The sequence below is a fragment of the Providencia rettgeri genome (assembly GCF_001874625.1).
Lineage (GTDB): Bacteria > Pseudomonadota > Gammaproteobacteria > Enterobacterales > Enterobacteriaceae > Providencia > Providencia huashanensis.
The window spans coordinates 3,686,846-3,707,255 of the sequence record NZ_CP017671.1 but is presented as its reverse complement, the minus strand read 5'-3'; the positions used below and the strand labels follow the sequence as shown (position 1 = coordinate 3,707,255).

At 37.9% G+C, this 20,410-nt stretch carries 17 protein-coding genes; 9 read left to right on the top strand and 8 right to left on the bottom strand.

Annotation, left to right across the window (positions count from 1 at the left end; translation table 11 throughout):
• The first annotated feature begins 129 nt into the window (after positions 1–129).
• The gene (locus RB151_RS17190) at positions 130–1,023 is read left to right on the top strand and encodes a hypothetical protein (RefSeq protein ID WP_071548551.1); all 894 of its coding nucleotides are present in this window, start codon (positions 130–132) and stop codon (positions 1,021–1,023) included.
• Between the two features lie 186 nt (positions 1,024–1,209).
• Positions 1,210–1,944, top strand: a complete 735-nt coding sequence (locus tag RB151_RS17185) for a vWA domain-containing protein (RefSeq protein ID WP_052219457.1) — start codon at positions 1,210–1,212, stop codon at positions 1,942–1,944.
• A 163-nt stretch (positions 1,945–2,107) separates the two neighbouring features.
• On the opposite strand, the gene efeB is transcribed toward RB151_RS17185, so the two are convergent.
• The 5 genes from efeB to RB151_RS17160 form a co-directional block, all read right to left on the bottom strand.
• The gene (gene efeB, locus RB151_RS17180; RefSeq protein WP_071548550.1) at positions 2,108–3,382 is read right to left on the bottom strand and encodes an iron uptake transporter deferrochelatase/peroxidase subunit; all 1,275 of its coding nucleotides are present in this window, start codon (positions 3,380–3,382) and stop codon (positions 2,108–2,110) included.
• Between the two features lie 11 nt (positions 3,383–3,393).
• Positions 3,394–4,296 carry an EfeM/EfeO family lipoprotein gene (locus RB151_RS17175; protein WP_052219456.1) on the bottom strand — a complete coding sequence of 301 codons (903 nt, stop codon included), beginning with the start codon at positions 4,294–4,296 and terminating at the stop codon, positions 3,394–3,396.
• Positions 4,274–5,122 (bottom strand): FTR1 family iron permease, encoded by an 849-nt coding sequence (locus RB151_RS17170; protein ID WP_042848952.1) that lies wholly within the window; start codon positions 5,120–5,122, stop codon positions 4,274–4,276. Before RB151_RS17170 ends, RB151_RS17175 begins: the two co-directional genes overlap by 23 nt.
• Before the next feature lie 11 nt (positions 5,123–5,133).
• Positions 5,134–5,469, bottom strand: coding sequence for a cupredoxin domain-containing protein (locus tag RB151_RS17165; RefSeq protein ID WP_042848900.1), 336 nt, complete (start codon positions 5,467–5,469; stop codon positions 5,134–5,136).
• Between the two features lie 86 nt (positions 5,470–5,555).
• Positions 5,556–6,113, bottom strand: a complete 558-nt coding sequence (locus RB151_RS17160; RefSeq protein ID WP_042848899.1) for an iron transporter — start codon at positions 6,111–6,113, stop codon at positions 5,556–5,558.
• A gap of 287 nt (positions 6,114–6,400) precedes the next feature.
• On the opposite strand from RB151_RS17160, the gene RB151_RS17155 reads away from it, so the two are divergent.
• From RB151_RS17155 to RB151_RS17145, 3 genes are all read left to right on the top strand, one after another.
• Positions 6,401–7,330, top strand: a complete 930-nt coding sequence (locus RB151_RS17155; RefSeq protein ID WP_042848897.1) for a PEP phosphonomutase — start codon at positions 6,401–6,403, stop codon at positions 7,328–7,330.
• Positions 7,331–7,477: 147 nt separating this feature from the next.
• Complete coding sequence (rimO, locus tag RB151_RS17150; RefSeq protein ID WP_042848896.1) at positions 7,478–8,812, top strand: 30S ribosomal protein S12 methylthiotransferase RimO; 1,335 nt, start codon at positions 7,478–7,480, stop codon at positions 8,810–8,812.
• A gap of 286 nt (positions 8,813–9,098) precedes the next feature.
• Positions 9,099–9,665, top strand: coding sequence for a helix-turn-helix domain-containing protein (locus tag RB151_RS17145; protein ID WP_225833041.1), 567 nt, complete (start codon positions 9,099–9,101; stop codon positions 9,663–9,665).
• A gap of 621 nt (positions 9,666–10,286) precedes the next feature.
• Here the strand turns inward: RB151_RS17145 and RB151_RS17140 are convergent.
• Positions 10,287–10,916 carry a response regulator transcription factor gene (locus tag RB151_RS17140; RefSeq protein WP_042848895.1) on the bottom strand — a complete coding sequence of 210 codons (630 nt, stop codon included), beginning with the start codon at positions 10,914–10,916 and terminating at the stop codon, positions 10,287–10,289.
• A gap of 469 nt (positions 10,917–11,385) precedes the next feature.
• On the opposite strand from RB151_RS17140, the gene RB151_RS17135 reads away from it, so the two are divergent.
• Positions 11,386–12,381, top strand: a complete 996-nt coding sequence (locus RB151_RS17135; protein ID WP_071548549.1) for a LacI family DNA-binding transcriptional regulator — start codon at positions 11,386–11,388, stop codon at positions 12,379–12,381.
• 84 nt (positions 12,382–12,465) lie between these two features.
• Here RB151_RS17135 and RB151_RS17130 read toward each other — a convergent pair whose 3' ends face one another.
• Complete coding sequence (locus tag RB151_RS17130; protein ID WP_071548548.1) at positions 12,466–13,920, bottom strand: glycoside hydrolase family 32 protein; 1,455 nt, start codon at positions 13,918–13,920, stop codon at positions 12,466–12,468.
• A 185-nt stretch (positions 13,921–14,105) separates the two neighbouring features.
• Between RB151_RS17130 and RB151_RS17125 the strand changes: the two genes are divergently transcribed.
• The 3 genes from RB151_RS17125 to purT all read left to right on the top strand — a co-directional run bounded on the left by RB151_RS17125 (position 14,106) and on the right by purT (position 17,431).
• Positions 14,106–15,053: an aminoimidazole riboside kinase gene (locus RB151_RS17125; RefSeq protein ID WP_071548547.1), complete on the top strand. Its 948-nt coding sequence runs from the start codon at positions 14,106–14,108 to the stop codon at positions 15,051–15,053.
• Positions 15,054–15,223: 170 nt separating this feature from the next.
• Entirely contained in the window at positions 15,224–16,150 is a 927-nt protein-coding gene (gene rarD / locus RB151_RS17120) for an EamA family transporter RarD (protein ID WP_042848890.1), read from the top strand.
• 102 nt (positions 16,151–16,252) lie between these two features.
• The gene (gene purT / locus RB151_RS17115; RefSeq protein WP_071548546.1) at positions 16,253–17,431 is read left to right on the top strand and encodes a formate-dependent phosphoribosylglycinamide formyltransferase; all 1,179 of its coding nucleotides are present in this window, start codon (positions 16,253–16,255) and stop codon (positions 17,429–17,431) included.
• A 227-nt stretch (positions 17,432–17,658) separates the two neighbouring features.
• Here the strand turns inward: purT and RB151_RS17110 are convergent, their stop codons facing one another.
• The gene (locus RB151_RS17110) at positions 17,659–20,214 is read right to left on the bottom strand and encodes a fimbria/pilus outer membrane usher protein (protein WP_151457912.1); all 2,556 of its coding nucleotides are present in this window, start codon (positions 20,212–20,214) and stop codon (positions 17,659–17,661) included.
• Positions 20,215–20,410 lie beyond the last annotated feature (196 nt).

Genomic DNA, 20,410 nt, shown 5'->3' with positions numbered 1-20,410 from the left:
CAATATCAATTAATAATATACTGTTAGCATTGCTGGTAATATTTAAAGTGAGAGATAACCCCCCCTCATTCAGGTGTAACATTCTGATTATTTAGAATAACTATAAAATTATCATTTGGAAATAATATTATGAAAATCATCCTAAAAATTATTTGGTTTATTGCCGCAGTCATATCTATTTCTGCTTGTGATGATTTTCAGGCGTTAGATGGAAAAGGTAAATTCTATTACACTAATCCTAGTACAGATACAATGACCTTTAAGTTAGATGGTAAAGCTTATGATATTTTACCGGATGGGAAAGGGGTTATTTTAATTTCTAGTGGGTTACATCATTTAGAAGATGAAAAAGGGCATATAACTGACTTTTTTGTTTTTGAAAATAATTCAGGTGGGATTATTAACCCAAATCAGTTTGTTTATTATACTTTATCTGAAGTGTATGCGGTTGATGGTAAAGAAAATAGGTTTCAGCCTGCTAGTTACCCTGTGACCATTAATGGTCATGAGTTAGAAATGCCTATTCGAAGCTCAAATGCCACGATCATTGATGCAAATATATTTAGATGTAGTTACCCTGTAGGGGAAGCATTTCCTGAGTCAATTACCCTTTATGACGATAATTTAGATGGGAATATTAAATCTAAGTGCTTTGATAAGCTTGAATTAATTCAATATATAAAAAATGAATATAACAAAAACCTATTACCTCAGAAAAATCATCATGGTTTTTTAGATTCCGTGAATATAGATTTTATGTATGTAGAACCCACCGCTGATTTTGCTAATGCTAATGTGCAATTAAAAGCAGAAAAACTAGTAAAATTGGTTAGAAAGCTGAAAGATTCTGATGATGCTGATATACATAAAAAGCTGAATGAAGAATTCTATCAAGCGACAACTGAATTAGTTCATGAATATGCGCAGAGTTCTGCATCTAATACCGTTTCTGAAAATGTGAAATATAATGAATTTATCCAACAAATTAATTTACTCAGGGAAAATGGTATTTGGGTAAGGTAAATTTAACTTATTCTAATTACAGTGATATTTCTACACATAAGAGCTAATTATTTAGTAATGGTTCGTCTCATTCTTAATTAAGAAAAAGCTTATTAAGTAAGCAGAGTAATCTTATTTGAAATAATAGTAGGAAAAGAGACATTGGATATGGAAGTCTTTATATCAACCATACCAAGGAACTCGGCAATGAACCTATCAAAGCAATCTGTTTTTGCTGTTATATCAGCAGCATTTTTATTGTTGTTCACTACTGTTGCAAGTAGCAAATCAGTTGTCGAAATTAAGAAAGAACCTGATGTTTTAGATCTCGTTTTTATTCTCGATAAAAGTGGATCAATGTCTGGTTTCGAATCAGATACTATTGGCGGCTATAACAGTGTTCTTGCTGAAAATAGAGACAAAAAAGCCAAAACTTACATTACGACACTGCTATTTAATGATAAAACAAACCTGCTCTACAATAGGGAACCTATTGATAAAGTAGCTAATTTAACGCTGGATGATTACCCAGTTGGCGGTTATACCGCACTATTAGATGCAATTGGGGAAGGCATCGAAAAAATGCGTGAAAATAGAAAAGTGACTAAAAATAATAATGTTCTATTTATCATTATTACGGATGGTCAAGAAAATAGCAGTCGTAAATATTCTCAAGCTAAAATTAAAGCGATGATTAAATCAGCGGAAACGGAAGATAAATGGGATTTTATTTTCTTAGGTGCAAATATTGACGCAATTTCTGAAGCTGAAAACATTGGCATTAAAGGTGCTAATGCGACGGGGTATGTCCAAGATGGTACGGGATATGATAAAGCTTATCGTGCTGTCAATAAAGCGGTTGAATCAAAGCAGATGTCTGCACCAATATCAGAGGATTGGAAACAGGAAGTTGAAGCGGATGTGAAGGAACGCCAAAAATAATAAATGCAGTAAAGCCTAAACAACAGTGATGAATAGATAATATTTAGGTGATATAGCCAATGGCTAGTGATTAAGAATATTAATTGTAAATGGTAAAAGCCCCTCAGTAATTGATTGTCTAACCACTGAGGGGCCTTTTACATGATAGGAGAGTTAAATCACTTTATTTGGTTTGTTTTAATGCTGTAAACATTTTTTCAGCAAGATAACCTTGTGAATTTTTTACCCCCGGCAAGACGAAGTAGTACCCACCACCGAAAGGCTTTATGTATCTCTCTAGGGGTTCACCATTGAGACGTTTTTGAGTATCAATAAAACCCGTTTTTAAATTTTGTTGAAAAGATACAAAGATTAGCCCCATATCTAGAGCACCAGACTCTGTTAAGCCTAAAGAATAGCTGTAACTTCTGCGCCTAAGCTTGGCAGTATAACGTTCAGGATTACGAGGCTCAGCACGGCGCATATGAGAGTCAAACAATATACGATCGCCATGTGGGTCTTTTTCAAAGGCTGGGTCATCATGTTCATTTTTCATCCCTATTGGTGCTCCGGAGTCTTTATGACGTCCAAAATCGTTTTCTTGATCTTCTAATGGCGTTCTATCCCAAAATTCAAGATTGAAGCGTATTAAGCGCACGGCTTGGTATGTACCGCCATCACACCAAGAAGGTTCTTTACTTCCATCTGTTATCCAAATCAGTTTATTCATCAATGATGTGTCAGAAGAGGGGGCATTGCCCGTTCCATCCTTAAAACCGAACAAGTTAATTGGAGTCGAGTGATTGTCGATATCTCGTGCAGGTAAGAAACCGTCAATTTTCCATAATGGGAAGCAATAGGGAGATACATGGCGTAAAATATCCCTTAATGCATAAATAACACTTTCTTGGCTGTTGGCACATATTTGTAGTAAAAAGTCCCCACCACACCATTTTTTCTCTAGCCTATCGTTAGGGAAACTCGTCATTTCACTGAGGTATTTAGGTTTAATTTTGTTGAGACCAAATCGGTTATCAAAAAGGGAGTTTCCTAGTGCCACAGTGATAGTGAGTAGGTCAGGTTGCAAATGTGTCCCGAGAATACCGGACTCAGCTGGAGGCATTTTATCATTTTCTGTTGAAGGTATTGTTTGTGGTTGGGTAAGGTATGCAATGCGCTCGGTTAACAAAGCGAAAATAGTTTGTAGTTCTTCAACAGTATTCGACGTAATATTGAAAGCGATAAATGAGGCATTTTTAGGCTCGGGTGTTAATACACCGGCTTGGTGTTCTCCAAGATAATTAACCGCTTTATTGTAAGTGGGTTGGCAATCAGCGAATTTTTCTTTAGCTTTTAAAGTTGGAATAGTTAAAACCGCGCTACCAATAGCGAAAGCTTTTAATGCATTTCTTCGTGACATTCCTGTTACTTGCAAAATACTTCTAGGTTTAGCTTGCATAAATTTATGCCTTAATATTTATAGTAAACATCAACATCGAGCTGAGCCCGTAACTTTGCTAAAGTTTCGGCTTGTTGAGTGAGTAATGAATAAAGTGCCATTTTGTCTTGTTGTTTTAGCTGGCTATAAGGTTGATATGTGCTATCAGCCATATAATATGGCTGCATGATTTTATTGATCCGTAGAGTATTTTCTTGTAATTGCTTAAGTGTATTCTTTTCAATAAAAGGTTGAATAACGTTGATGATTTCTTGCGAACCTTTTAAGTTAGCAGCAATATCGGTTAAATCAGATAAGCTGTAGATATTTTCTTTACCCTCTAATTTTGTTTCTAGGATCATTTCAATAAAGTCAGCGGAAGCTTGTACTAATTTAGGGATCTCAATAGTTTCTGTTGTGACTCGTTTATGCAAATCGCGCCCTTTAATGAGTAACTCTTCATTAGCCGCTAATGCTTGTGTTGGATCTTTTGCAGCAAATAATTGGTATTCAACAAGATGAAACCCAGTAAAGCGATAGTCTTTTTCTTTATCGAGAAAATAATCTGCCCTAGGGTTAATGGTTCTATCTGTGTTACCGAATAACACTATAATTGGACGAACAGTCTCGTAGTGTTGATGGGCTATGATGTAAGCGTGTTGAGCTGCCGATAGCTTCCCTTGTTGTAAATTTTGCTGTAGTAACTCTAGCTGGATAACCATTTCTGCTAATTCAGCAGTGATAAAATTCATGTAGGTATGGATTGAATCTTGGTATTTCTCTGGAGTGGGGATATCCCCTTTAGCAATAATGATGTTATCCCCAGTCTGTACTGGGGACCTTAGTGCTTTGCCATAACTTAATGAAGGAACAACGACCCCTAATATTAAGCTAAAAAATAACCATTTGAATTTATACCTTAGCAAGCTGCACATTTTTTTTGCTCCTTGCAAATAGCGGTATCACAATTACCCAATAGAGAATAAAGGTTATTACACTTAGCCATATCGGTTGTGAGCGATAGGCAAAGAAAGAGGAAATAAAATTCCCCGCAATACCTGAATCATCCAGTAAAGCGGTAGTATCCCAAGCGGGATAAATTAAAAACTCGGGGATAGCAAAATCATACTCAATCAGCAGGTTAGCACTTTCTTCCACCCCTTTTAGTAGAAGTGATAATGCAAGGAAAAGTAGGATCACCCCTGTAACTTTGAAAAATATAGCCCAAGAGATTAAGCGATTGGTCAATAAAAAAGCGTAAAGGGTCAGGGCAGCAATTGCTATTCCGCCAGCGACTTCGATAAAGAATTCAGATGCATTATTGGTTGTTAATGACATAATAAAACTAGAAAGGAATACCACAATTTCACTCCCTTCACGGGCAATTGCGATGGCGATAATGAGTGAAGCTCCCCACCAGTTATGGTGTGCAGCATTGCGGTTAATCCCCGACTCAATTTCTGCTTTCATAGAACTACCGTGTTTATTCATCCAATAAACCATTTGGACGATAAGAACACAGGCAAGTAATTCCATAAAGATCATAAACAATGATTGGCCTGTATCATCGAGGACGTTAAATACGCCATAGATAAGCAGTGCAAGCAATATGGACATTGCTAGCCCAAGGGCAACGCCCCCCCATAGGTATTTCATGCCATTACGAGCATCAGGGTGACGTTTTATCCACGCATAGATGATACCGATAACTAAAAGCGCTTCAAAACTTTCTCGCCACACAACAAAGAGAACTTGCCCCATGTTACATCCTTTTATTTAGCAATGATCTCGCCTTTCGGGTGAGAAAGGTGAAAGTCATCGAAGAAGCTATAAGTACCTGGTTTTAGCGGCGCAATGACAACAACAGAACTTGCGCCTGGCGCTAAAACTTTTTCTTTTCTCAATTGAATACTTTCAAATTCAGCAGGTTCTGTACCCGTATTTGTGATTTTAATGCGAATAATTGTTTTGGCGGGGACTTCGAGCACTCGAGGAATGAGGTCTCCATTTTTCATTTCTAATTCGACTGTGAATTTTTCTGCCGCAAGTGAATATTGCGGCGTAATAGTGCAAGCAATAAGCAGTATAAAGCTCAGTATTGTTTTCATCTTGGCTTATCCATTTTAAGCGCAAATAAAAAAGGGCTTGCGTGGAAAGATTCCCCGGTTAAGCCCTTAACTAATTTGGTGAGAAATTAGTAACTACCTTTACGACCAATACCCGCGTAGTCAAAGTCCCAAGAGACTTCAAAAGGCTGGAACCAAGGAGCGACACCTGTTTCTTTATCAATATGGCGACCAAAGGCAACATCTTTATTGTGTGAAGGTGGATAAATTTTGTAGACCACACGATATTTACCATTGCCGTCTAATTTGATGTTTTCCCCATAGTGAGGGCCATCACTCGCTACCATTGGCATAAACGTACCTGTTTGCGTTTGTGGTTTATCACCAAGTTTTGTAACGGAATATTCGATTGTTAGGTAAGGGACCCAATCGCCTTCGGCGAAGCCATTCGGATTATCTTCAACAGCATGGATATCAGCTTCCAAATGAACATCTGCTTTGTCTGCGGGTAAATGAGACATTGCATGGTGACCTTCTTCAGTATCCATTGTGATGGGTTGTAAATAGACCCCTTGGATTTCCATTCCATTTTTGATCACTGGGTGGCCAAGTGGATATTCTTGAGCGAATGCAGCGATTGAAAATAGCGTGAGACCCGAAACAGCAGCTTTGTATGCGAGTTTCATTATTTCGTCCTTACCATAAGTAATATTGAGTCGTAATGATAATCATTACTATTGGTAAAAAACAAGCAGTAATTTTTAATGGAATAGGCATTAAAAGGGTAAAAATACACTTTTTTTATAAAAATCTATATGTTAGAAAAAGTTATTATTCTTAAAAAAATAACTTATTCATAATGTGTTCTATTAGGCAGTTTATAATTTTATACATGATATATTTCGCTGATTGTTATGAAATTAGTTAAAGTTCTTTTAATAAATTCTTTTGATTGATAAAGAAAGGGACAACTATGCAAAAACGTTATCTTGATTGTTCAGCCTCAGAGATTGCCAAGCTAAGTAAAAAGACGCTATTAGAGTCAATTAAGGCCAGTGAGGGGCGGCTATTGGTTTCTGAAACCATTGGCACTATTCAACCCGTATTAATGACAGTCACGAATGCGGAGTTAGCCGCGAGCCAAGGTGCCGATATTTTGCTGTTAAATGTTTTTGATGTTAATCAACCTATCCTACAAGGGTTACCAGAAGGAACGGCTCCTGAGGCGGTGATTCGCACTCTTAAGCATTTAACGGGTCGGGCGATCGGTGTGAACCTCGAACCAGTTCCAGCAGGGTTTAATAACCCAACGCAAGATGCACAGTGGAAAATATCGGAAGGGCGCTTGGCAACAGTAAAAAATGCACTGAAATTAAAAGAAATGGGGGCTGATATTATTGTTCTAACGGGCAACCCCGGGAACGGTGTTACCAATGAAGAAATTAACCAAAGCCTTAAAGAGCTTAAAGCCGTGGTAGGCGAAGATATTGTTCTTATTACAGGGAAAATGCATGCAGCGGGTGTTTTGAATGCTTCTGCTGAACAATTAATTACGGAAGATGATATTCGGGCATTTATTGCCAGTGGTGCTGACATTATTTTATTACCAGCGCCCGGTACCGTCCCTGGGATTTCATTAGAATTTGTACAAAAAATGGTTGGTTATTGTCATTCTCAAGGGGTTATGACAATGACAGCAATTGGAACCTCCCAAGAGGGAGCTGACTTACAAACGATTAGGCAAATTGCGTTAATGTGTAAAATGGCAGGGACTGATTTACATCATATTGGCGATTCGGGCTACAACGGAATTGCATTACCAGAAAATATTTTAAATTATGGTATTGTGATCCGTGGTGTTAGGCATACTTACTCGCGTATTGCCCGTTCAATCAATCGTTAGTGCAATTTATTTTCTAGTTAAAAGGGCTATTCTGATTGGCTCTTTTAGCTTTAAAAATTCATTATTATCGCTAAAAATTTATACAATTCCTTTTCTTCTTCAGGTAAAATTTCGCCCATTTTTCTAAAATAATAAAAGAAGTGAGTTATGTCGCAAAATACTAATTCGGTGCCTAAAATTGGCTTCGTTTCCCTTGGTTGCCCGAAAAACCTAGTTGATTCAGAACGTATTTTGACTGAGTTACGCACAGATGGCTACCAAGTGGTGCCAAGTTACGATGATGCAGATTTAGTCATCGTCAATACCTGTGGTTTTATCGATAGCGCAGTACAAGAATCGTTAGAGGCGATTGGTGAGGCGTTAAACGAAAACGGCAAAGTTATAGTGACTGGGTGCCTCGGCGCAAAAGAAAATCAAATTCGTGAAGTTCATCCAAAAGTCTTAGAAATCACAGGCCCACATAGCTATGAACAAGTACTAAACCATGTTCATCACTATGTCCCTAAACCAGAACATGACCCTTTCTTTAGCTTAGTTCCCGAACAAGGGGTTAAACTAACGCCTAAACATTATGCTTATTTAAAAATTTCGGAAGGGTGCAATCATCGCTGTACTTTTTGTATTATTCCTTCAATGAGAGGGGATTTAGATAGTCGTCCAATTGGTGATGTATTAAATGAAGCGAAGCGTTTAGTTGCATCTGGCGTAAAAGAATTACTCGTGATTTCACAAGATACTTCTGCGTACGGTGTTGATGTTAAACATAGAACGGGGTTTTGGGATGGGCAGCCAGTAAAAACCAGCATGGTTGGTTTATGTGAACAACTTGCTTCTATGGGGGTATGGGTGCGTTTACATTATGTGTATCCATATCCACATGTTGATGACGTGATCCCATTGATGGCTGAAGGAAAAGTATTACCTTATTTGGATATACCTTTGCAACATGCTAGTCCAAAAATCCTCAAATTAATGAAACGTCCTGGGGCAGTGGAAAGGACATTGGAACGGATTAAGCGTTGGCGAGAAGTTTGCCCTGAGTTAACGTTGCGTTCGACTTTTATTGTTGGCTTTCCAGGGGAAACCGAGGAAGATTTCCAAATGCTATTGGATTTCTTAGCTGAAGCTAAGCTAGATAGAGTCGGGTGCTTTAAATATAGCCCAGTAGAAGGTGCGAAAGCGAATGAGCTTGAGGATCAAGTACCTGAAGAAATTAAAGAAGAGCGCTACCATCGTTTTATGCAATTACAACAACAGATTTCAACGCAGCGTTTACAAGATAAAATTGACAGTACAATTTTAGTGATTATTGACGAAGTTGATGATGAAGGGGCTGTTGGGCGTAGTATGGCAGATGCACCTGAAATCGATGGTATGGTTTATCTAAATGGTGAGTTTAATGTTAAGGCCGGTGATATTGTTAAAGTTAAGGTCGAACATGCTGATGAATATGATTTATGGGGCTCGATAGTTACCGATTAATAACTTATTGATTAGTACATTTTATAGCCTGCTTAAAGATAAAAAAAGCAGGCTATTTTTATTCATTGATGGCGAACTATTCGATTGCGTGTGGTAAATTGATGTAGATCAATGGTGAAAAAACTATCAATAAATAACTTGATCTAGAATATAAAAATTAAATGGGAAATTGACATAATCAAATAACTCTTATCGAAGAATAAGGATGACTATGTCGGCTCATTTAATATTTCCAACAGCAATATCGAATAAATTTAATCATTATAATTCAATTGATTATGATTTTATGATGAACCTTGTTAGTGGGACCATCATGGATGGATTATCGCCATTATATAATTTCAACATCGATGTTTCATGCATTAGCACGCAGGGCGAAACGCTATGGCTAAGTAATGAATCGAAAGGCGCTTTTGAAATTGCAAACCTATTATTAGGGGATATGACTGAAGGTGCGAGAACAAGGTTATTTGCCAGCCCAATTGAGTTACATGGTACATTCTATTATTTAGCCCCTGTATATTGGCCTACCGATGAACTATTCCTGATCGTGGCTTTTTCAACCGTTGGAGATAACGGTAATCTTCTGCTCGCGCTAGCTCAATCTCTTGCTAGAGAAGCAAGTGAAAAACTAAAGTGTCACTATTATTTGCAGAAAATACCGTATGAAGCGAAAGGGGAACAACGTTTTGCTAACATGGATATTCAATCTGTTGAAAAAGAATTGATTATTGAAGTCGCGCAAGCCTGTAAAGGTAAAATCCAACAGATGCATCAGGTGCTCAATATGGGGAGAACAACGCTGTGGCGTAAGCTAAAACAATATGAGATCAATATTAAAGAATATAAGTAATCTATAGCCTAGTTGTATCACTGCATAAAGCCAAAAAGAGTGCGCTTCTGACTACTCTTATGGCCAGTCATGAGCCATAAAAATAGTGAAGCGCAAAAGAATTAGCCAATATTGTGATCGGTCGTATGGAAAGGCATATTTAGCTTACCTCCCTGTACTGCTATCAGATGTATTGGGATAAAGAGAAATGAAAAAGTAAGCTCATTATGACGAAGTAGTTGAGGTATGTATGTTGTAAAAAGCTTTATTTTTTTATATTTTCGCTCGAAGGAATTGTTAGCAAAAAAGCAACAGATTTCATAAAAATATGTTGTATAAAATATTTTTGAACAGTAGCTTAATAAAGCTTAATTCTATCATCTTATTAGATAAATTCGGAAGGTTATCATTACGACTGAAATTATTAATTAACTTAAGTGGCTCTTTAGTCAAATATAGTGTATTTATATTTTTTCTGTAATTTATAAATTTTAGTTATTATTTTTAAATATACAGGATTTTAATCTATATTTATCTTAGATTATATAGATTAATCATTTTTAAGGGAGAGAATTTCTGATGGTTTAATATCAAACCATCAGAAATAATAATTTACATAAGAAAGGAAACATATCATATAGATTAAATATGTTTAGGATAGGTATTGATATAGTCGTATTCTTGAATAAGCTGAGGAAGTGATTTAATACCTAGTTTTGTATAAATATTAGAGCGATGAACCTCTACAGTTCTAGGTGATAAAGAGAGTTTTTCTGCCGTTTCTTTACTCGTATTACCTTCTAATATCATATCCATGATTTCTCTTTCTCTAGTCGAGAGGCGAGCAAACTTATCAGATAGATAGGTATATTTTTTGTGCTCTTCATGCATAGAGACGAACAGTTCTGTTGCATTACTAATAGCATTCAAAATTTCAGTGTCTTTGAAAGGAAAAGGAAAAAAATCAAAAGCTCCAGATTTAAAGCTTTCGCGACACAGATTGATAGAAGGCTCTTCAGCAAGTACAATAAATGGTACAATGCCGAAATTGCTACTTATATTGTTTAATCTATTAATACGGTTCTCATCATTATTTAAGAATAATAAAATACATTCTTTCACATTGTTCTCGAAAGGGTAAGTATAATTACTCATAAATGTTTCTTCGTTATTATAAAATTTAAAGAGGAAACCAAAAGATTCCATCATTAATTTCAGCTTATTCTTAAAGACATTATCACTATCTATGATTACGTGAATGGTGTTATTCATCACCATACTCCTGTTAAACTGATTTGATATTCATATTAATTTGATAAAATACGTAGGTAAATAAACCGAAAAATGAATTTGACGGTAATATTTTCTACTGATCGTTGTTCTTTTTATTAATGTATTACTGACCTTAATTTATATTAAAAATATCATCTAGTTAAATTTAATATAAAAATAGAAACAATGGTTAAAGTTTGTGTCAATGCGTAAGATTCGATTAATGTTATGTAACATATTAGGTGGTTTTACTTGTTTAACGAGTTTTTTCCCTAACAAAATATATAAAAAATTTATAAGTTCTTCCAATAATATCGCAAATAGCTAATCATAAAAAGTCTAAAATGTGGGGCTGAGCGAAGTTTTGTTAAGTATTTATACCTGTTTTAGATTGATTAACAGTGGGTGCTTTTTATATCTAACATGCTAAAATTTATCCTCGACCTTTTTTAATGAGTGAATATACTTAATGGCTTCTTTAAAAGATGTAGCGCGACTAGCAAATGTTTCATTGATGACGGTATCAAGGGCAATTAATAGCCCTGGCTTGCTCAAACCTGAAACATTGAAACAGGTTCAGCAAGCTATTGAGTCACTTAATTATGTCCCAGATTTTTCTGCTCGGAAGATAAGGGGGAAAAGTTCAAAAATTTCTACAGTAGGTGTTTTAGCGCTCGACACAGCGACAACTCCATTTTCAGTAGAAATGATCCTTTCAATAGAACAAACAGCAAGGCAATTTGGTTGGAGCAGTTTTGTGGTTAATATCACATCAAGTGAAGACAGCGAAAGAGCGGTTCGCCAACTATTGTCCCAACGTCCTGATGGTATTATTTATACCACAATGGGGCTTCGAGAAGTCTCTATTCCAGAAACGCTACATAATAACCGTCTTGTTTTAGCTAATTGTGTAGATAAAGAAAATAAATTTACGGCCTATATACCAGATGATTTTAATGGCCAATATAATGCAGTTGAACGTTTAATTGATAAGGGATATCGCCATCCATTGTGTCTTTATATCCCACAAGAAACATTGGCTGGGAAAATTCGCAGTGAAGCAGTTGAGGCGGCGTGGAATAATGCTAATTTACCTAAACAATCTTTAAAACAATATCATTTAGAACTAGGTGATGAACATTATTTGGATGTTATAAATTTAATCAATCGCCACTTTAAAAATAAGAAACCAGATTTTGATGTCGTCATTTGTGGAAACGACCGCATTGCATTCTTAGCATATCAAGTGTTGCTTAGCCGTGGATTACGCATCCCTCAAGATATTGCGGTGCTTGGTTATGATAATATGATTGGTGTTGGGGAATTATTTTACCCACCATTAAGCACTGTGGTATTACCGCATTATCAATTGGGGCAACAAGCCGCTTTACATATTATAGAAGAACGCCAGTTAGATGGGGTTCAATACGTTGCATGCGACTTGTTAGAACGTAACTCATTTTAATATGAAAATGTTTAGCTATTTCAAGAGGTTGTTGGCTAGTGGTGTAGTAACAGCTTCTTAATATTTCCAACAGAACTTCTCTACTTATACGATAGCCTTTTCGAGATGCCAATAGGTTGCTTTCTCTAACTTTGCTTGGTTATTTATTGCAAATAGTTTTAAATCTCGCTCCCCTTCATGTGGGTAGATACGGCAACTAAAATTAACGTCACCATCGTTAATGAATATTTCAAGACTGGAGCGATCAACAAAAGCATGTATTTTTAGCTGCTGGGTTTCAGGTAATGGAACACTGCGGCTATCACTAATTGTATATTCAGGATAATGGCGCATTAAGGTTAATCGTTGGTTTTGGTTATCAATATAAAATTGCACTCCGTAACCAATCCAAAAACCAAATTTCTCCGCGGGGCTCTGTTGTAAATCCCAAATAAGTTCTAGTTCACAACTGGAGGCATCTTCATTCACTAAAACCGTTGTGTTCTTTTCTAAATTTATTGTGGGTAAGTGCGTAGTGGATTGCCGTAAAGACTTTAATTCTTCAATAGGTCTAGAAATAATTTTGCCTTGTTCATTAAGAGTAAGCTCTCTGGGTAAAGTAAAACAGCCTGACCACCCATCTTTTTGGGATGGCATATGACTTTCCCACATATCCATCCAAGCTATTGCAATACGGCGACCATCTTTCGATAAAAAAGTTTGTGGTGCGTAAAAATCCTGCCCAAAATCTAATTCGGTAAATTGGTGAGTAATTGTATAAGGGGAGTTTGGTGACCAATTCCCGACTAAATAACCATTTTGAAAAAGATTACGATATTGGTACTTTTCAGCTTTTTTCCCTTGAGGTGAAAATAAAGCAATAAAATGTTTCCCTAGAGGAAAAAAATCAGGGCATTCCCACATATAAACACCCTTATCATCAGTTTTAGCCAGCACTTGGTAGTTTTGATCCCAATTTAATAAGTCTGAAGTGCTAAATAAGAGTATTTGACCATGATTATGGGGGTCTCTTGCACCGACCACCATCCACCACTTATTGTTTTGCTGCCAAACTTTTGGATCACGGAAATGCATAAACCCTTCAATTGGCGGAATGACAACTCCTTTTTTTTCAAAATGAATACCATCTGTACTAATCGCAACGCATTGAGACTGAATAATTTGGCTGTCATCACCTTGATTACCCAACCAAATATGACCCGTGTAGAACAGATAGAGTTCACCGTTATGGCTAACTGCGGAACCCGAAAAACAGCCATCACGGTCATACTCTTCACTAGGTGCTAATGCAATAGGTTGGTGCTGCCAGTGGACCATATCAGTACTTGTTGCATGCCCCCAATGCATAGGCCCCCAGCTAGCGCTAAATGGATGATGTTGATAAAAAGCATGATATTGACCTTGGTGATAAATCAACCCATTTGGGTCATTCATCCAGCCAGCAAAAGGAGCGAGATGATATTGAGGATAGAATTGAAAATCTAGGTTTTTTCTTGATGTTTGAATGGTGTTATTCGCTAATTCAAGTTGATTTTTCATTGTGCTTCCTTAGTTATTTCCCCATACCGAAATGGATAAATAAGATGAGATAACTCGTGCGTTTCTTTAATGATGTATTTATATTAATGTTAACGTTAACAGTTTGCTAGTGAAAATTTCATTAGTAGGTAATGTATATATTCATTAATAGATAATAAAAACACGTAGTCAGTAAAGGAGATATGATGAAAGTCTGGGCTTTAGGCGATGCAGTAATTGATTTGCTCCCCCTTAAAGGGATGCAGTATGAAGCTTGTGCTGGTGGAGCCCCCGTTAATGTCGCCGCTGGTGTTGCACGTTTAGGGCAAAACAGTGGTTTTATTGGCAGGGTAGGGGAAGAGGCTTTTGGGCATTTTATGCAGGAAACCTTATTTGAACTAGGAGTGGATACCAGTGCGATGGAGTTTGATGACAAATATAAAACGAGTACCGTTTTAGTATCATTACATGAAAATGGTGAACGTGAATTTTCTTTTTTAGTTTCCCCTTCAGCAGATCAATTTTTAACTGCAAAAAACTTACCTAAATTTGGTAATGATATTTTGCACTTTTGCTCATTAGCATTGGTACATGAAACCTGTCGGGCATCGTTATCAACAGCAATAAAAAATATACAGCAAACGGGGGGATTACTGAGTTTTGATATCAATATTCGCCCACAAATGTGGGCTGATCCCGATGAAATGCATTGTGTTATCGATACTTTTGCAACGCAAGCAGATATTTTAAAACTATCGGATGATGAATTATTGTGGCTAACAAAGGAGAGCTGTTTTGATGATGCGATTTCTAAATTACAAAAGTATCCTGCCAGTTTAAAAATAGTCACTCAAGGCGCTAAAGGTTGCCAAGTATTTACGTCCTACACATCTATAGCAGTTAGTGCCTATTTAGTTGATAGCATTGATACAACAGGGGCTGGCGATGCTTTTATGGCGGGTTTACTTGCGGGAGTTTCTCAACATGGTTTGTCAAATACTGGCGACAGCTTAATGAAAATTATTTCTCAAGCGTCAGCTTGTGGAGCTTTGGCAACGACTAAAAAAGGGGCGATTTCAGCAGCGCCAACGCAACAAGAATTAATCGAATTTATACAACAGCAACCACTATTATCCCAAAGAGAAATCCTTTGAAAAGTATCTATATGGAAGGTAAATAGAAGATGGTTGTCTAATCCTCTTTTATTTATATTTACTTCGATATAAATCGACCAATATTGGAGGTGCAATCAGTTTTATTTTCTATATTTTGGCGTATGATACGAAGCTAATTTCACTTAATTAGTTTTTATTGCGGGTAAACTATGTTGCTGCGTTCAGGAGTGGCTCTTGCCATTTTTTCTTATATTCTATGGGGTATAACACCGTTATTTTACCGTTTACTTCCTGGCGCCGAACCTTTAGAACTACTTGCTGAACGTCTTATTTGGTCAGTACCAATACTTTTTTTTATTCGTTTAATTATTAAGAATAAATCTTTATGGGGCCAAGTCTGGGCTGACAAAAAATCAATTGTTTTATGTTTCTTTAGCTCATCGATTATGGCTATTTCATGGACTGCATTCACTTATGCGTTAACTCATGGACAAGTTCTAGCGGCAAGTTTGGGCTATTTTATTAACCCTTTATTTTCAATTTTACTCGGGGTTATCTTTCTCAGAGAGCGACTTGTATTTTCTGAAAAAATGGCCGTTATTTTTATATGTGCCGGTGTCGGTTATCAAATATGGCAGTATGGCGAACTACCTATTCTAGCGTTAGTGATGGGGAGCGCATTTGCGATATATGGATTAATACGTAAATTTATTCGGTTTGATGTCATTACTTCTTTATTTTTAGAAGCTCTTTGGTTATTGCCAATAGCAATAGGAATAACTTGGTGGTTAAACTCAAATGGTTTAAGTGCGGTAGCAGAAGGGGATTGGCAAGTTAAAATTCTTTATATGCTAGCGGCTCCGGTAACGATTATCCCATTGCTATTTTTCACGGCTGCAATTAAAAGAACTTCATTGACTGTAATTGGTTTAGCACAGTATATAGAACCCACAATCCAATTTTTACTTGCGGTATTTTTATTTAATGAGCTATTTGATTGGGTAAAAGGTGTTAGCTTCTCATTAATATGGATTGGTTTGATGTTCTGTATTTTAGCGATTTTGCGCAAGCAATATACTAAGTTCTCTCATAAAGATCCCTTTATTACTGGGCGTGATAAGACACCATTAGGCTAGATACTAGGCTCAGCATTCATGAACTTTGTTTCCTCTGATAGTAAAAGCAAACGATTGCGTATATAATCACATTTATTATTTTTGCGGATAAGGTCATTAATCATGAATCAATTGGGTACTGCGCTGTGCGCTTCAGCAACCAAAGTCATGTTGCTTGGGGCGGGTGAACTGGGTAAGGAAGTCGCTATTGAATGCCAACGTTTAGGCATTGAGGTGATTGCTGTTGATAGATACGATAATGCGCCAGCTATGCACATTGCTCACCGCAGTTACACAATTAACATGCTTAATGGCGAAGCATTAAAACAGCTTGTTGCCTTAGAAAAACCTGATTTTATTGTCCCTGAAATTGAAGCTATTGCGACAAAAACCTTAGTTGAACTGGAAGAACAAGGGCAAAGAGTCGTGCCATCTGCGAAAGCCGTTTTTCTTACCATGGACAGAGAAGGGATACGTCGCTTGGCAGCGGAAACGCTTCATTTACCGACCTCTAATTACCAATTTGTTGAAAATAAAGCGGATTTTATTACTGCAGCAGAGAAAATCGGTTTTCCTTGTATTGTAAAACCAGTCATGAGTTCGTCAGGAAAAGGGCAGAGTGTTATCCGCTCGGCAGCAGAATTAGAACAAGCATGGGAATATTCTCAACAAGGTGGGCGCACGGGACAGGGCCGCGTTATTGTTGAAAAAATGGTTAATTTTGATTTTGAGATCACCTTGTTAACAGTCAGTGCAGTTGATGGCATTCATTTTTGTGCTCCTGTTGGTCATCGCCAAGAGAAAGGGGATTATCGTGAGTCTTGGCAACCGCAACAAATGAGTGATATTGCATTGAGGAAAGCACAAGAGGTTGCCCAAAAAATAGTTAGCGCATTGGGAGGCTATGGGGTATTTGGTGTTGAGTTATTTGTGTGCGCAGATGAGATCATTTTTAATGAAGTCTCACCCCGCCCTCACGATACAGGAATGGTGACGTTAATTTCACAAAATTTATCTGAATTTGCCTTACATGTTCGGGCTTTCCTAGGGTACCCAATAGGCGCAATTCGTCAATATGGGCCAAGTGCTTCTGCGGTTATTTTACCTGAATTGCATAGCAGCGATGTAGTATTTGGTCATATTGATACTGCATTTGGGTCGGATATCCAGTTACGTTTATTTGGTAAACCTGAAATAGCAGGAACTCGTCGACTCGGGGTTGCTTTAGCTGTTGCTGATTCTATTGAACAAGCATTGGAAATGGCTAAGACTGCGGCTGATAAAGTTAAAGTATCAGGTTGATTTCTAATAAAAAGAGCTCATTCACATTATATGAATGAGCTTTTAACTATTAAGAATTAAAATGATAACGAAGGGTTATTCAAGGAAAAATTTTGTTGTAAAGCAGCAGTGGTTATCTCTCTGATAAATGGTATAAGTCATAAGCTTGCACTAATATGACGGTACCTGCATAATTTTAAAAAAGAATTTAATTGTTGCATTAGGTTATACTTTTTTATTTTAGGCGACTACTGGCATTCCGCCGTTAAAGTTCTTACTGGCGAATCTGCAGTAACTGCAATCGTGTCTAATGCAGAATAGTTAATGGTACACTGACCCGATTGACCACCCCATTTAACGTTAATACGACCAGTATTTGGTAACCCACTCATGTAAAGTTGGCCATTTGAACCCACAATTCCGGTATTGATATCGTTTTCATCGTCTTCTGATACTAACGTCGCGATCGCCCCAAAAGGTGGGATTTTCCCCGTAGCTTTCAGATTAATAATCGCTTGATAACCAATTTTGGTTTTAAACTTACGCTTAATAACCGCCCCTTCCGTTGGATATACCATCATCGAGGTGTCTTTAAAGGTCGTATCATCCGGTAATGTGTTCACATTAACCGCAATTTGGTTAGCCGTGTTACTGGATAACTGAGGAATAATGGCATTCCCAAAGCGGTCAAATTGCGCGCCAGAGGATAATGACGCCCCTTTTGCCCCCTCTGCGGTGATAATCGCAATCGTATCCCCCACGTTTGGCGACAATGTGACCCCATCTGAATGCGCAACTACACCGCCACTTAGGGTACCGTTCATTGAGCGGCTCATATCTGAATAGCTGTAACCGGCTGATAATGTTGCGTTGTTCGCGGAGTAAGTCCCATTCAGGCTTCCCCCGTAGTTGTTATTGTAACTGTCATAGTTCTGGTAGATACCATAACTAAAGCGACTCTTCATCGCGCTACCAGTTAACCCTGCTTGATGACGAGTTTCACCGTGCTGATCTACACTGACCCCATAACGCGCGCTCATGGTTTGTGCCATTTCACTGTTCGTCAATAAGCTGAGCGGCACAGACACATCAAAGGAAACCACGCGGTTCTCAGGCCAAGTATTGTTATAGCTCTTCACGCGGTCAACCATATAACTGAGACTATAAGAAACCCCTTTATAGTTATTGTTATAAGACACCCCAACCGAGGTATTTGAGTTTTGGCCGCCCCAATAAGTATTTTTTGACGCTCTTAAAGAAAGGGAACCATAAGAGTCAAAAGATTGGTTAATTGAGGTTTGGAAACTATAACGTTGACGCGCTCCCGTCCAAGGCGCTAAGTCATCTTTAATCGCATAACCGGCATTATTGTAATCTGAGAACGAATAGAAGTTCTCAGAGGTATAACGTAATGCCGTTAAGTCAAATGAGGTCCCCGTTGACAACAAACTTTTTGAGTAACGGATACGATAGGGTTGCCCTTTGAGGCTTTTCCCTGAAAACCGAGCATCCGAGTGGGTAATATCGGTAGATAACGCCCCTAATACACCCAACGATAAGCCGACCCCACCCACAAAGGAGTTATACCCATTAGAAACTAACACCCCACCATAAGTGGTAATGTTATGTGGTAGCCCGATGCTGAAGGAACCAAGCGTAAAGTTTTTCCGCTCAGAGTCCACGGCAATTCCGCCATTGTAACGACCCGCGGAAATTTCATAATTATAAGCGCCTTGGCGCTCCATCATTGGCAGCGAGGAATAAGCCTGAGTGAAAACGGTTTGTTTGCCATTTTCTTCTTCAACCGTGACTTCCATATCCCCGGCTAAGCCGCTGGCAGGGATGTCACGAATAATAAAACGCCCTGGCGCCACAAAAGTTTGGTAGACCACACTGCCGTTCTGGCGCACAGTGACAGTCGCATTGGTGTTCGCCACCCCTTCCACTATAGGTGCAAACCCTTGCATGCTGCTAGGGTCAAGCTGAGGGTTTGATTTTAGCGTGGCGCCTTTCATAGGAATGGCGTCAAAAATATTCCCACCGGTCGAGATTTCCCCGGCTTTTAGCGTTGATTTAATCGCATTAATGGTGCGATAGATATAAGTATTGGAAAAGTTGGAGTCACTTGTGCTGGAAGACCCACTGCTTTTACTGTAGTTATATAAATAGCTCGTTCTTAGGCGCCATGGCCCCATGTTAATCCCTGCATTGATATTACTAAACAGAGAATCACTGGTACCTGCTTTTTGGTGATATTTGCCCAGTTGGCGGTTATTACTGTAGTTAAAGACATAGTCCATCACTAACGCGGTAACACCATCATCGCGTAATTCAGGCGGTACATAGCCAGCAAAGTTTGGCACCATGGCAATTTGAGGTACGGATAAATTCACCGTCAGCGTTTGTACATCAAAGGTGATGGCAGCATCGGCAATGTAACTGGATAAGTTTTCAATCTTCGTGTCTTCACTCAAATCTCTTAACTTGGGCAGAGATGCCGTATTAACACCCAGTTTTTTCAGTTCGCCGACTGTAAAGACGGGGGCAACATGACCATCTTGCTGTTTTTCAAATGCGAGATTAAATTCCCCTGACGGGATCATGTTAACATTAACGAGCACGTCATAGACGCCGGGCGTTAATGTATTGTTATCCGCAAAGTCATTTAAATCGAGTTGAGAAACGTCTATCCCACTGCCGTGCATTAATAGGCCGGGGTCAAAATACGATTCGGCATGCATAAAAGAGGGGGCCATTGCATAGCAACAAATAAAGACCTCTAATGCAATTAATTTTATTTTCATCCCTTTCACTGCATCACCTTTCGTTATTTATTCTTGTTATTTATGTTTCAATCGATGTTTATTCTATGGATTGAGGAGGTAACTCCATTAAATTTTCATCGGTAAATCGCCATTCGATTTTTCCAGTTTGCGAGTGAACTTCATTTGTTTCGCTAAATAGTTTTTTGTTTATTTAATCGATTTAAGGCGATATAGA